The organism is Streptomyces sp. NPDC057307 (assembly GCF_042667665.1).
Classification (GTDB): Bacteria; Actinomycetota; Actinomycetes; order Streptomycetales; family Streptomycetaceae; genus Streptomyces.
Genome location: NZ_JBHUZM010000176.1, coordinates 1 through 13,834, shown reverse-complemented (window position 1 = coordinate 13,834; position 13,834 = coordinate 1). Strand labels below are relative to the sequence as shown.

The 13,834-nt window shown below is 69.9% G+C and carries 10 protein-coding genes and 1 pseudogene; 3 read left to right on the top strand and 8 right to left on the bottom strand.

The features are described from left to right. The 8 genes and pseudogenes from ACFUN8_RS33815 to ACFUN8_RS33780 form a co-directional block, all read right to left on the bottom strand. Positions 1-142, bottom strand: a pseudogene (locus ACFUN8_RS33815) (ATP/GTP-binding protein); the annotation flags it as partial. Next, positions 123-833: a DUF742 domain-containing protein gene (locus tag ACFUN8_RS33810; RefSeq protein ID WP_383646247.1), complete on the bottom strand. Its 711-nt coding sequence runs from the start codon at positions 831-833 to the stop codon at positions 123-125. The pseudogene ACFUN8_RS33815 and the gene ACFUN8_RS33810, both read right to left, overlap by 20 nt. A 95-nt stretch (positions 834-928) precedes the next feature. Then, the gene (locus ACFUN8_RS33805) at positions 929-1,342 is read right to left on the bottom strand and encodes a roadblock/LC7 domain-containing protein (RefSeq protein ID WP_078079450.1); all 414 of its coding nucleotides are present in this window, start codon (positions 1,340-1,342) and stop codon (positions 929-931) included. 10 nt (positions 1,343-1,352) lie between these two features. Continuing rightward, positions 1,353-4,847, bottom strand: coding sequence for a nitrate- and nitrite sensing domain-containing protein (locus ACFUN8_RS33800; RefSeq protein WP_383646244.1), 3,495 nt, complete (start codon positions 4,845-4,847; stop codon positions 1,353-1,355). 339 nt (positions 4,848-5,186) lie between these two features. Continuing rightward, positions 5,187-5,768 carry an ATP/GTP-binding protein gene (locus ACFUN8_RS33795; RefSeq protein ID WP_078074889.1) on the bottom strand — a complete coding sequence of 194 codons (582 nt, stop codon included), beginning with the start codon at positions 5,766-5,768 and terminating at the stop codon, positions 5,187-5,189. Beyond that, positions 5,749-6,156 (bottom strand): DUF742 domain-containing protein, encoded by a 408-nt coding sequence (locus ACFUN8_RS33790; protein WP_023538417.1) that lies wholly within the window; start codon positions 6,154-6,156, stop codon positions 5,749-5,751. Before ACFUN8_RS33790 ends, ACFUN8_RS33795 begins: the two co-directional genes overlap by 20 nt. A 109-nt stretch (positions 6,157-6,265) precedes the next feature. After that, on the bottom strand, positions 6,266-6,679 hold the full coding sequence (locus ACFUN8_RS33785) for a roadblock/LC7 domain-containing protein (RefSeq protein ID WP_023538416.1): 414 nt from the start codon (positions 6,677-6,679) through the stop codon (positions 6,266-6,268). A 9-nt stretch (positions 6,680-6,688) separates the two neighbouring features. Further along, on the bottom strand, positions 6,689-10,663 hold the full coding sequence (locus ACFUN8_RS33780) for a nitrate- and nitrite sensing domain-containing protein (protein WP_383646240.1): 3,975 nt from the start codon (positions 10,661-10,663) through the stop codon (positions 6,689-6,691). Positions 10,664-11,242: 579 nt separating this feature from the next. Between ACFUN8_RS33780 and ACFUN8_RS33775 the strand changes: the two genes are divergently transcribed. From ACFUN8_RS33775 to gltX, 3 genes are all read left to right on the top strand, one after another. Continuing rightward, positions 11,243-11,419 carry a hypothetical protein gene (locus tag ACFUN8_RS33775; RefSeq protein ID WP_383646237.1) on the top strand — a complete coding sequence of 59 codons (177 nt, stop codon included), beginning with the start codon at positions 11,243-11,245 and terminating at the stop codon, positions 11,417-11,419. Between the two features lie 114 nt (positions 11,420-11,533). Further along, a complete protein-coding gene (locus ACFUN8_RS33770) occupies positions 11,534-12,334 on the top strand; it encodes a fumarylacetoacetate hydrolase family protein (protein ID WP_383646234.1) in 801 nt (266 codons plus the stop codon). Further along, the gene (gene gltX, locus ACFUN8_RS33765) at positions 12,327-13,802 is read left to right on the top strand and encodes a glutamate--tRNA ligase (RefSeq protein WP_383646232.1); all 1,476 of its coding nucleotides are present in this window, start codon (positions 12,327-12,329) and stop codon (positions 13,800-13,802) included. Before ACFUN8_RS33770 ends, gltX begins: the two co-directional genes overlap by 8 nt. Positions 13,803-13,834: the final 32 nt, after the last annotated feature.

The following is a 13,834-nucleotide window of genomic DNA, read 5'->3' as shown; positions in this document are numbered from 1 at the left end:
TGACGGCTTCGGTACGCAGCGGGTTGATCTCCGAGACGGCGCCGACGAACGTGGTCTTGCCCACGCCGAATCCGCCCGCCACCACGATCTTCGCGCTGGTGGTTGAGCGGGCTGCACCGCCGCTAGAGCTTGCGAAGTCCACTGAGCACCCTTTCGAGCAGTGTCACATCTGGTTGGCCCCCGGCGGTCTCGTCGCCGCCGGGTTGATGAATGGCGACAAGTCCGGCCTCCGCCAGGTCGGCTACGAGGATCCGGGCGACGCCCAGGGGGATGGAGAGCAGTGCCGAAATCTCGGCGACCGATTTGATCTCGAAACAGAGCCGGCAGATCCGCTGGTGCTCGGGCAACTGCCCTTGCAGCCGGGACGGATCGGCCGTCGTGCTGACCAGTGCCTCGATGGCGAGCTGGTACCGCGGCCTGGTCCGGCCGCCGGTCATGGCGTACGGACGTACCAACGGGTTGTGCGCGGCGTGCTCCGGCTCCTGATGGCGCCTCGGCTGTACCGGCTGGATACGGGGCGGCTGCTGACCGTACGAGGGCTGTTGTCCGTACGGCTGCTGCTGTCCCTGGCCCTGCCCCTGGCCGTACGACGGCTGCTGACCGTACGGCTGTTGCGGACCCTGACCGTACGACTGCTGCTGTCCGTACGGCTGTTGAGGCTGCTGGTACGGCTGCTGCTGCTGTGGATGATACGGCTGTCCGCCGCCGTCCCACTGCCCGCCCTGACCGCCGTTCCTGCCTGGCGCGGAGGGGGAGTCGAAGTGGTTCCGGGCATGCTCACCCGGGACCTGTCGGCCACCCTCGTAAGGATGTCCGCCTGGGGGTGTTGCCACCGTTTCCTCCTCCGACTCCGGTCGCCGGTAACTGTTCTGTGGAGTCGCGCCACCGAACCCTATGGTGCGATGGCGCGAAACGCACTGTCTGTCTGTTAGTTGAGAAGACTTCCCTGGAGTTCGGCGCGCAGGTCCGGTGTCAGCACCGTCCCCGCCCGGTCGACGAGCAGAGCCATTTCGTAGCCCACCAGGCCGATGTCGGCCTCGGGGTGCGCGAGGACGGCCAGCGAGGAGCCGTCGGAGATGGACATGAGGAAGAGGAACCCGCGGTCCATCTCCACCACGGTCTGGGTGACGGCACCGCCCTCGAAGATCCGGGAGGCCCCGGCGGTCAGCGAGGTCAACCCGGAGGCGACGGCGGCCAGTTGGTCGGCGCGGTCCCGCGGGAAGCCCTCGGACATGGCCAGCAGGAGTCCGTCGGCGGAGACCACCACCGTGTGGGACACCCCGGGGGTGTGGTCCACGAAGTTGGTGATCAACCAGTTCAGATTCTGCGCCGCCTGGCTCATCGGGCTCACACTAACGCTCCTGGTTGTAGGTACTGCCCGGGCCTCGACCCGGTCCGTTCGTGTCCGTCCCCGCCGCTCCCGTGTTCCCCGCGTTGCCCGCCCCCGCGTTACGGCCCCGCTGGACGCCGCGCCGCAGGTTGCTCAGCCTGCCACGTACATCCTCCGGCGCGCGCGAGACCTGGGGGCCGTTCTGCGGCGTCGACTCCGCGGTTCCCTCGATCAGGTTGGCCTTGGGAACGCGCCGGGGGAGCCCCGACGGAGTGATCCCGCCGGCCTTGGGCTCCTTGAGCTTCTCGGCCCGCTGCCAGCGGTCGTCGTTCGTCGAACGCCAGTCGTCGGGGCCGTTCGCCTCACTCTGCCCGTTCTGCGGCTGCGGGGCTGTCGGTGCGTATGTCTCGCCGCTCTCGTTCGTCCGCTCTGCCTCGGGGGACTCCGCCTGCTGGTCGGCAGCCCCCGCCGGCTCCTCCGGCGGGGCGGCCGACGGGGAGGTCCGGCCGAAGAGATCGGCCTGACCGCTGTCGTGTCCGTTCCGCTGTCCGTCGTCCCCACCGGTGGACTGCCACGACTCCGGCTTCGGAGGCTGCGACGTGCTGCCACGGCGCGGCAGCCCCGCTCCGGTCAGTGCGTGGCTGGCGCTCGGGGAGGGCCCCGGACGTTCGAATTCTACGCGTTCCCGGGTGCCCGCCGCAGCGCCGTCGGACGATTCCGATTCGGGCCGGCGCGCCGCGTCGTACCCGCCCTGGTAGCCACCCTGGCCACTCCAGCCACCCTGGTCGGCCTGGGGAGCGAAGAGGTTGTCGTAGCCCGCCCCGTCCGGCCGGGGAGCCTCGTAGGCCCCTTCCGTATACGTGCCGCCGAGCGGATCCTGCTGCTCCGGGTATCCGTCGGGCGTCTGGTACCCGTCGCCGCCCGTCCGGTAGCCGTCCGGGGTGGCGTACGCGTCGTACCCCGTGCCCCCGTACGTCTGCCCGGCCTCGGCGCCGCCCTCGGGGGCGGGGTAGCCGTTCTGCTCGTACGACGCCTGCTGCGGCGCGTACTGCCCGTCGGTCTCCTCGCGGTACTGCCCGTCGACCTGATCGCCGTAGAGCGGCTGCTCACCGCCGGGCAGGGCCGCGGCGGCGCCGTTGCCACCGCCCAGTGCCGCGCGGCGCTCGTCGCGCTTGAGTGAACGGTTCACCGGATCGAGACTGCGCGGATTCGCCGCCCCGGCCCCCGCTCCTTCGTCGTACCGGGAGTCGTCGAAGCCGAGTTCGGCCGCCGTCAGCATGGGCGTGGAGAAGGTCTGCTGCTCCGGCTCGAACGCCGGGGCCTGCTGCTCCGGAATGATCTGGGAGACCGTGAAGTCGTCCGGCGGGGGCTGCTCGCCGCCGCCACCATGGGTGATCGCGTCCGGGAGCATGACCAGCGACGTGGTGCCCGCCTGCTCGCCCGAGGGCCGCAGCTGTACCCGTACGCCGTGCCGGTCGGCCAGCCGGCCGACCACGAACAGGCCCATGCGCTGGGACACCGCGGCGTCCACGGTCGGGGGGTTGGCCAGTTTGTGGTTGATGTCGGCGAAGTCCTCGGCGGTGAGGCCGATGCCCTTGTCGTGGATCTCGATCATCACGCGGCCGTCGGGCAGCCGCGTCGCGGTCACCCGCACCTTGGTCTGCGGCGACGAGAACGTCGTGGCGTTCTCCAGCAGCTCGGCGAGCAGATGCACGAGGTCGGTCACGGCCTGGCCGTGGATGTCGGTCTCCGGCACGCCGGTCAGCTCGATGCGCTCGTAACTCTCCACCTCGGAGGAGGCGGCGCGCAGCACGTCGACCAGCGGCACCGGCTGGTTCCAGCGGCGGCCCGGCTCCTCACCGGCGAGGACCAGCAGGTTCTCGCCGTTGCGGCGCATACGGGTCGCGAGGTGGTCGAGCTTGAAGAGGTTCTCCAGCTGCTCGGGCTCGGCCTCGTTGTTCTCCAGTTCGGTGATCAGGGTCAGCTGGCCCTCGATCAACGACTGGTTGCGCCGCGACAGGTTGGTGAAGATCGCGTTGACGTTGCCCCGGAGCATGGCCTGCTCGGCGGCGAGCCTGACGGCCTCGCGGTGCACCTGGTCGAAGGCGCGCGCGACCTCGCCTATCTCGTCCCTGGAGTCGATCGGGATGGGCTGGACGCGGGTGTCGACGCGGCCGGGCTCGGTACGGGAGAGCTGGTCGACCAGCATCGGCAGCCGCTGCTCGGCTATGCCGAAAGCGGCCGTACGGAGCTGGCGCATGGCCCGGCTCATCTGCCGCGCCATCATCCCGGCCAGCACGAAGGCGGCCAACAGGGCGATCAGCACGATCGCGCCGTTGATGATCGCGTCGTTCCTGGCGCCGCCGGAGATCTCCGCGGCGTCCCTGACGGCGTTGTCGACCAGGTCCTTCTCGATGATCGTGTAGCCGTCGAACTTGGCGGTGGTCGCGGCCATCCACGCGGTCGGGGTGACGCCGCGCTCCTCCAGCTGGGAGGGGCTGTCACCGGTGGCGATCGCGGTGACCATGCCGTCGACGACCGAGCCGTTCTCGGCCGGCGGGGCGATGAACTTCTCACCCGCCGCCGCGGCCTGCTGCCGGGCCGTCGCGAGCTTCTTGGCGCCCTCGGCGGTCTTCTCGCCCATGATCTTCTGGAGCTTGGCCGTGTCCGCGTCCGTGCCGCCGGAGACGTACTCGGCGACCGCGATGTCCTCCAGGTAGGCGTACGAGGAGAACGCGATCGACTGGCCCTCCCGGACCGCCGGCTTCTCGCTCGGCCGCACCAGCAGGTGCAGACCGATGGAGCGCTGGAGCGACGACGCGGCCTTGGAGAGCTGGATCGCGTAGACGGTGCGGCCGTAGCTGGTGATGTTGCCGGTGCCGAGGCCCAGTTCGTTGGAGAACTCCATGAGGGAGTGCTGGACCAGCACGTATCCCTCTTCGGTCGCCACCGGGCCGCCGTTGCGGCCGGTCTTGTCGGGCGTCTCGACACCCGCGGTGTACGCCGTCTTGCGGATCGTCTCCAGCTTGGGCTCTTCGGCGCGGAAGAGACGCAGCCGGCGCTCCAGGCCCTGGTCCTGCGGCATGGACTTGACGGCGCGGTCGAACTCGGCCTTCGCGGCGTCCGTGGTGGCCCTGGCGTCCACGACGACCTTGTCGTCGCGCTTGTTCGTCAGCAGGGGCTGGGCCGTGAGGTCGCGCTCGTTGAGCAGCGCCTGGCCGTACTCGGACGCCGCCCGGACGACGAGCGCGGTCCGCTCCGCGTCCTGCGCCTCCTGCCAGGTGTCGATGGAGCCCTTGACCTGGAAACCACCCATGACGAGGCCGACGAGCACGGGTATCAGGAGGATCGCGTTGAGCCGCGTCGGCACACGCCAGTTGCGCGGCGACAGGCGGCTGGTGCTGCCGGGTACCGGCGGCTTCCCGGGCGCATCCGCAGGCGGCGCCGCTGTACGCCGCGGCGGGGTGAAGTTACCCCGCGCCGCCTGCTCCGCGGAGCTCGTCTTGCTACGCCTCACTCGACCAACAACCTCTCGGCGTCGGCACCTACGTTGTGCCGTTTTTCGTTCAGGGCCGTACTACTCGGGAGTTCATCGAATTCCAGCACGTGAGGCGGTCCCGTTCCAAACAGTGGGAATCAGCCATTCCGAGTGGTCCATACCGGAGATAAAACGGGCATAAAGAACGAGCCCCGCCAAAAGGCGAGGTTGATGTGAGCACAGCGATACCAGCCGAACGCGGCGGGCGACCGAACGGCGCGAATTCTCTTCTCAAACGTTATGAACACCGAGGTGGGCTATGTCAAAAGACACAGCCCACACTCGGCCCCGACTACGGCAACTGCCGTACGGATACGTCTACTTGAGCCGTGCCATGAGTGCGTGTTCGACGAGGGTGATCAGTCCGCTCTTGGCGTCGGCGCGGTGCCGGGCGTCGGTCGTGATGATGGGAGCGTCCGGGCCGATCTGCAGAGCCTCGCGTACTTCCTCGGGGGTGTAGGGCTGGTGTCCGTCGAAGCCGTTGAGGGCGATGACGAAGGGGAGTCCTGAGTTTTCGAAGTAGTCGACGGCGGGGAAGCAGTCGGCGAGGCGGCGGGTGTCGACGAGGACGACGGCGCCGATGGCGCCGCGTACGAGGTCGTCCCACATGAACCAGAAGCGGTCCTGTCCGGGGGTGCCGAACAGGTACAGGATCAGGTCCTGGTCGAGGGTGATGCGGCCGAAGTCCATGGCCACGGTGGTGGTGGTCTTGTCTCCGGTGTGGGTGAGGTCGTCGATGCCGGCGGAGGCGCTGGTCATGACGGCTTCGGTACGCAGCGGGTTGATCTCCGAGACGGCGCCGACGAACGTGGTCTTGCCCACGCCGAATCCGCCCGCCACCACGATCTTCGCGGAGGTGGTCGATCGTGCCGCTCCGCCGCTAGAGCTTGCGAAGTCCACTGAGCACCCTTTCGAGCAGTGTCACATCCGGCGTGCCGCCGGCCTCTCCGTTACCCGGCTGGTGGATGGCCACCATGCCGGCCTCGGCCAGGTCGGCCACGAGGATGCGCGCCACACCGAGCGGCATGGACAACAGTGCCGACACCTCGGCGACGGACTTCACCTCGCGGCAGAGATGGCAGATCCGCTGGTGCTCCGGGAGCAGCCCGGCGAGATGCGCCGGATCGGCCGTCGTGCTGACCAGCGCCTCGATGGCGAGCTGGTACCGCGGCCTGGTCCGGCCGCCGGTCATGGCGTACGGACGTACCAACGGCTGGTCGCCCTCAAGTCCGTAGGACGCGTCGACTGAGGCGCCGTACGGATCGTGAGAGGCGGGTGGCGGGGTCATGAATCCTCCGGGCGTGACAGCAAGATGTCTGCGTGCCGTCTGACTGGGCCGGGGTGGGGCCGGTTGGCGGCCTGACGGTGGGTGGCGCTGTGGGCGGTACCTGGAAGCCTCAGTGCAGCAGGCTCCCCTGGAGCTCGGCGCGCAGGTCCGGTGTCAGGACCGTGCCCGCCCGGTCTACCAGGAGGGCCATCTCGTAGCCCACCAGGCCGATGTCGCAGTCGGGGTGTGCGAGCACCGCCAGTGAGGAACCGTCGGACACGGACATGAGGAAGAGGAACCCGCGGTCCATCTCCACCACGGTCTGGGTGACGGGACCGCCCTCGAAGATCCGGGACGCCCCCGCGGTCAGCGAGGTCAACCCGGAGGCGACGGCCGCGAGTTGATCGGCTCGGTCGCGCGGGAAGCCTTCGGACATGGCCAGCAGCAGGCCGTCGGCGGATACGACCACTGTGTGGGACACCCCGGGGGTGTTGTCCACAAAGTTGGTGATCAACCAGTTCAGATTCTGCGCCGCCTGGCTCATCGGACTCAACTAACGCTCCTGCTGGTGAGAGGGGCCGAGGTTGAAACTGCCGGTCGTCGAGCTGTCGGCGGTACGGCCGCCAGCCTGACGACCCTGCTGGATGCCCCGGCGAAGGTTGGTCAGCCGGCCGCGTACGTCATCTGGCGCACGCGAGACCTGCGGACCGGTCTGGTTGCTCTGCTCCTGCGCGGTTCCGGGCACCAGATTGGCACGCGGGACCCGACGGGGCAGACCTGAGGTGGTGATTCCGCCCGCGGCGGGCTTCTTGACCCGCTCGGCCTGGCGTACCAGCTCGTCATTGGGTGACGTGCGCCAGGAGGACGTGACGGCGCCGTTGCCGTTGGCGTTGCCGTTCGCCGGCTGCCGTTGCGGCATCGGGGGAGGAGGGGACACCGGTCGGTCCGGGGGACCGTCCGGGGACTGTTGCGGATACGGCTGCTGCTGCTCGGGCACCTGGGGCGCCTCGGGCTGCGCCGGGCCGCCGTTCTGCTGCCCGTGGAACCAGTTCGTCTCCAGCGTGTCGAACAGCGGCGTGCGGCCGTCGCCGGGACCGGCCGGGGGCAGTGCCTCCGGCTGGGGCTGCTGGGGAAGCGCGCCGACGGGCGGGCGCGGTGCGCCGAAGTCGGCACCGTTCGGGCCGTTCTGGCCGTAGCCGGGGCGGCCCTGGCTTTGCTGACCCTGACCGAAGCCCTGGCCTTGGCCCTGGCCCTGGTCGGCGCCCGGACGACCCTGTCCGGGCGGCGGGGTCTGGCCGAAGAGGTCGGGGTTCGGTGAGCCGGGCGCGGGAGCCGGCGCCGGGGGACGGGGCGCGTTGAAGTCGGGGCGGGGGAACTGGGCGGTGGACCCGTGGTCCTGGCCCTGCCCCTGACCCTGCCAACCGCCATTGATGTCGCCCGAGTTGGGAACGTTGGGGATGTTGGGGACCGGGTGGGAGCCGGTGTCACCGAATCCGTTACCGCCACCGCCGTTGTTGCCGGGACCGTTGTTCCCGAAGCCGTTGTTGCCGGCGCCGTTGTTCGGATCCGGTCGCGGACCGTCGAAGTCGGGACGCGGGAACTCGGCCGTGGCGCCGGGCCCCTGGCCCTGTCCGGCCGACGGCCTCGCGAACTGACCGGTGCTCTCCGGCTCCTCGTGGCCGCGCGGGGCGTCCGGCGCGAACCGCTGCGGCGGGGGCTGCTGCTCGCTGCCCCAGCTGGTGGTCCCGGCGGTGGTGCCGGGACGCTGCGGGCGCTGCGGCGGTTGCGGGTTGCCCCCGGGCAGCTCGGCGCGCGGTCCGCCGGGCGGCGGCAGCTGACGGCCGCGGTCGACCGGCGGGGGTCCGCCGGCCGAGGCGTTCGCACCCTGCGGGAAGGCGTTGCGGTCGCGGTTGCCGGGGCCACGGCTGTTCGGGCCGCTGGACAGACTCTGACCGGGCCTGGCGAGCCGGCCTCCGGCCTGCGGCACCGGGCCCGACGGCGGCCCGCCGGGACCCGCCGGGGGACCCGGGCGGCCCGCGCCGGCCTGTTCGCGAGGGCTCGTACCGAACAGACTCGGCTGTCCCGAACCCTGACCGGCGCCCTGACGCTGCTGATCCTGCGGCGGACCGGACTGCGGCCGGGTGGGCAGACCGCTCTGCATCCCGTTCCTGGCCGGCAGCGCGGCGCGGGGCCCCGTACCGGCGCCGACCTGGCCGCGCGACGGCGGGGTGGCGAGACGTCCGGCTCCGGCGGCGCCGCCCGCGAGCCCGGCGGCGATGCCGGACTGCTGGCCGCCGCCACCGAGGGCGCCCTGACCGGCGGGCGACTGTCCGCCCGCACCGTTCTGCGCGCCGACGCCGGGGCGCGGCGGCATCTTCTTGCCGCCGTTGGCGACATCGACGGGCAGCATGACCAGCGCGGTGGTGCCGCCGGAGTCGGAGGGCCGCAGCTGGATCCTGATGCCGTGGCGCAGGGACAGCCGGCCGACCACGAACAGACCCATGCGGCGCGACACCGAGACGTCCACGGTGGGCGGCGAGGCGAGCCGTTCGTTGATCGCGGCCAGGTCCTCGGGGGAGAGGCCGATGCCGGTGTCGTGGATCTCGACGAGCACACGCCCGTCGGGCAGCGCGTGACCGGTGACACGGACCTTGGTCTGCGGCGAGGAGAACGACGTCGCGTTCTCCAGAAGTTCGGCGAGCAGGTGCACGAGGTCGTTGACGACGCGGCCGGCGACCTCGGTCGTGGGCACCGAGGCCAGTTCGATCCGCTCGTACTGCTCCACCTCGGAGGCCGCGGCACGGAGCACGTCGACCAGCGGGACGGGGCGCGTCCAGCGGCGGCCCGGCTCCTCACCGGCGAGGACCAGCAGGTTCTCACCGTTACGGCGCATACGGGTCGCGAGGTGGTCCAGCTTGAACAGCGAGGACAGCTGGTCCGGGTCGGCCTCACGGGACTCGAGCTCGGAGATCAACGACAGCTGACGCTGGATCAGGCCCTGGCTGCGGCGCGAGAGGTTGGTGAACATCGCGTTGACGTTGCCTCGCAGCAGCGCCTGCTCGGCGGCCAGTCGGACCGCCTCGCGGTGCACGTCGTCGAACGCCGCGGCGACCTTGCCGATCTCGTCCCTGGAGTGCACACCGACGGACTCGACGGAGGTGTCCACGTCCTGCGGGTCGGCCTCGGAGAGCTGCTTGACCAGCTCGGGCAGCCGGTCCTGGGCGACCTTGGTGGCCGTCTCCTGGAGGCGGCGCAGCGAGCGGATCATGGAGCGGGCGACGACGAAGGCGCCGACCAGCGAGACACCGAGGACGACGAGGATCAGCGCACCGTTGATGAGCGCGTCCTGCTGCGACTTCTCGCGCAGCTGACGCGCCTTGTTCTCCATCTCACCGAGCAGCGTCTGCTCGATGATGTTCATCGCGTTGATCTTGGCGGACGCCTGGTCGGTCCAGTCCAGGTACGAGCGCTTCGGCCGCCCCTCCAGACCGCCGGAGATGCCGAGGACCCGCTGCGCGTACTCGTCGGCGGCGTTGATCTCGGGATTGCCCTTGCCGCTGAGCGGCGCCGTCAGCTCCTCCGCGTTGCCGCCCATCGACTCGTACAACGCGTCGAAGGAGGCGAGGGCGTTGGCGCCCTTGGTGGCGGCCGCCAGTCCGTAGAGCCGGTCGTTCTCGTTGAGATCGCCCGCCTCCCTGGGATCGGCGGGGAGCGCGGAGGCGATGATCGCGCGCTGGATCGACGCGTACTCCTTGGCGGAGGAGAAGGCCGCCAGGGCGCGGGTCCGCTTGATCATGTCCGGGTTGCTGGTCGCCTGCGCCATGTCCTGCGAGAGGCTCAGCAGCGAGTCGATGAGACCGCTGTAGGCGTCGACCGTCAGGGAGTGCGTGGTGTCAGTGTCGTACGCGTCCTTGCGGATTTCCTGGATCTTGTTGACCTGGGTCGCGATCTGGCTGACGTTGGCGCGGATCGACTCCAGCGCCTGGTCGCCGTCGGTGTTCCCGATGTCCACGGTGGCGCCGAGGAAGGCCCTCTTGGCCCGGTCCGTCTTGGTGCGACGGTCCTGGACCTTGAAGTCCTTGGGGTTCGCGCCGTTGGTGAGCGGACCCGCCGACTCGTCGCGCTCCGCCTGGAGCGCGGCGGCGAGACTGGTCGCTTCCTTGGTCATCTTGGTCAACAGCTGCATGTGCTCCAGCTGCTGCCTGTCGTTCAGGGACTCGTTGATACGCAGTCCACCCAGCGTGGTGGCCGCGACCACCGGCAGGGTGAGCAGTGCCACCAGACGGGTACTGATGCGCCAGTTGCGCAGCGCTATTCGCGAACCCGCGTCGGTGGAAGCCGCCTTGGGCGCGGCGTTCGGGGCGTCGCCACCGGGCGCCGCACCGGGCTGGGCACCCCGGTCAGCACCCTCGCCGGCCGGACCTTGGCCCGGGTTCTGGGTGTGCTGGGGCGAGGAGCCGCGGTCGGTTCCGCCGCGGGGCTCCTGCTCCGCCGCAGCGCTGCTATCCCTCTTGAAACGTCCCTGCACTAGCGTCGCAACCTCTGGACCAGGCGTCCCCCCGCAGAACGGCGGAACGGTGTCGGCGTCGTGGAGCACAGAGTGCGCTCCAAGGTGGTCGTTGAGTGACCGGCGATGCTCCCCTTCCCCGCATGCCACTCGGCGCCGCGTCGCGCCCTTACGCGCCGTCCTGAAGAACCCGCGGCGGTGCGTGGAATTCCAGCACAGAGCCGGATCTCCAACAAGGGCCGCGTACCGGGCTGTGACCTGGGTGACGCGTTGTGAGTACGGCGTGACGATCGGTAGAAGGTGTTCAGGGAGGAAACGGACTTCCCGGAACGAGTCCCGTGTGGGCGGGGGGTGCCCCAGTCCTGATGATCAGGAGCGGAATGCAGGCTTCGATAGTGCAATGTCCGTTTCCACCGGTCTCGACCACTGTCCGTGATGGGCGAATTGCCCGGCACGTCGTGAGCAAACTCACATGGTGATCGTTGCGGCATCCAGGCTTTCGCAGGGAATCACGTGTTTAGCCTGACGCTTTACATGGATGGCACATTCGACAACCGGCGCTCCTGAGCACCCGTACCCGACAAGGTCTGAGAACAACCGATGAAGATGACGAAGATGTTCCACAACACCGCCAACCCCCGCCGCACCACACTGGCGAACCTGGACGACGCCGGGGAGCTTCTCCCGCCCGCGCAGCCGGAGCACTCCGTCGACCTGCCGCTCCGCACGGCCAACCCGCGCCGTACGACGCTGATCGACGCCCCTGTCGCACAGTAGGGCACGCCCCACGGCGGCCCCGCACCGCGTCGGCCGCGGCCCCTCACCAAGCTAGCCTGGGACGTCAGTCTCCAGTCAGCCAGCCAGCAGCAAAGTGAGGGGCGACAGCTTCCCGTGCGCATCGCCAGATTCTCCATCGACGGCAATGTCGCCTTCGGCGCGGTCGAGGAGGACGGCACCGGCGGTACGGCCGCCGGCCTCGTCCTCGACATCATCAAGGGCATTCCGTACAACGACTTCGAGCTCTCCGGCACCAAGGTCCCGCTGAGCAAGGTCAGGCTGCTCCCGCCCGTGCTTCCCAACAAGGTCGTGGGCGTCGGCCGCAACTACGCGGCGCACGCGGCGGAGCTGGGCAACGAGGTGCCCGCGACGCCGGTCGTCTTCTTCAAGCCGACCACCTCGGTGATCGGCTCCGGCGACGGTGTCGAGTACCCCTCGTTCTCCCAGGACCTTCACTACGAGGCCGAACTGGCCGTGGTCATCGGCCGCATGTGCCGCGAGGTCCCGCGCGAGCGCGTCAAGGACGTGATCCTCGGATTCACCTGCGCGAACGACGTGACGGCGCGCGACACGCAGAAGAGCGAGAACCAGTGGGCCCGTGCCAAGGGCTTCGACACCTCCTGCCCGCTCGGCCCCTGGGTGGAGACCTCCATCGATCTGGCCGCCGTGAGCGACGGCCTCGCCGTCCAGTGCACCGTCAACGGCGAGCAGCGCCAACTGGGCAGCACCCGCGACATGATCCGCTCCGTCGAGGACCTCGTCGTGCACATCACCGAGGCCATGACGCTGCTCCCGGGCGACGTCATCCTCACGGGCACCCCCGCGGGGGTCGGCCCCCTCAACGTCGGCGACGAGGTCGCCGTCACCATCGAAGGCATCGGCACTCTCACCAACAAGGTGATCAAGCGTGGCTAACGCGACCGTCCGCGTACGTTTCTGTCCCTCGCCGACCGGCAACCCCCACGTGGGCCTGGTCCGCACCGCCCTCTTCAACTGGGCGTTCGCCCGTCACCACGGCGGCACCCTGGTCCTGCGCATCGAGGACACCGACGCCGCGCGCGACTCCGAGGAGTCGTACGAGCAGCTCCTCGACTCGCTGCGCTGGCTCGGCCTCGACTGGGACGAGGGCCCCGAGGTGGGCGGCCCGCACGCGCCGTACCGCCAGTCGCAGCGGATGGACATCTACCGGGACGTCGCCGACAAGCTGCTCGCCGCCGGCCACGCGTACCACTGCTACTGCACCACCGAGGAGCTGGAGACCCGCCGCGACGCCGCGCGCGCCGCGGGCCGCCCCTCCGGGTACGACGGCCACTGCCGCGACCTGAGCGCCGAGCAGAAGGCGGCGTACGAGGCGGAGGGCCGTACCTCCATCGTCCGCTTCCGGATGCCCGACGAGCCGATCACCTTCACCGACCTGGTCCGCGGCGAGCTGACCTTCACGCCGGAGAACGTGCCCGACTACGGCATCGTCCGTGCCAACGGGGCGCCGCTCTACACCCTCGTCAACCCGGTCGACGACGCGCTGATGGAGATCACCCACGTCCTGCGCGGCGAGGACCTGCTCTCCTCCACACCCCGTCAGATCGCGCTCTACCAGGCGCTGATGGGGCTGGGCGTCGCCCACTTCGTGCCGCAGTTCGGGCACTTGCCGTACGTGATGGGCGAGGGCAACAAGAAGCTGTCCAAGCGCGACCCGCAGGCGTCGCTCAACCTCTACCGCGAGCGCGGCTTCCTGCCCGACGGGCTGCTCAACTACCTGTCCCTGCTGGGCTGGTCGTTCTCCGCCGACCAGGATGTCTTCTCCCGCGAGGAGATGGTCGGCGCCTTCGAGATCACCGACGTCAACGCCAACCCGGCGCGCTTCGACCTGAAGAAGGCCGAGGCGATCAACGCCGACCACATCCGGCAGCTCGACGTGAAGACCTTCATGGAGGCTTGCGCGCCCTGGCTGCGGGCCCCGTACGCCAACTGGGCGCCGGACGACTTCGACCAGGCGGCCTTCGAGGCGATCGCACCGTACGCGCAGACCCGCGTGACGGTGCTCTCGGACATCACGGCCAACGTCGACTTCCTGTTCCTGCCCGAGCCGGTCGAGGACGAGGCGTCCTGGACGAAGGCGATGAAGGGCGACCCGGTCGCCCTGCTGACCACGGCCCGCGCGAAGCTGGTGGACGCGGACTGGTCGAGCGCCGAGTCCCTGAAGAACGCGGTCCTGGCGGCGGGCGAGGAGCACGGCCTCAAACTCGGCAAGGCCCAGGCCCCGGTCCGCGTCGCGGTCACGGGCCGCACGGTGGGCCTGCCGCTCTTCGAGTCCCTGGAAATCCTGGGCAAGGAGCGCACGCTCACCCGCATCGACGCGGCGCTGACGAAGCTCGCGGCGTAGGTCCCGCGGACGCGAAGGGGGTGGCGGCCGAC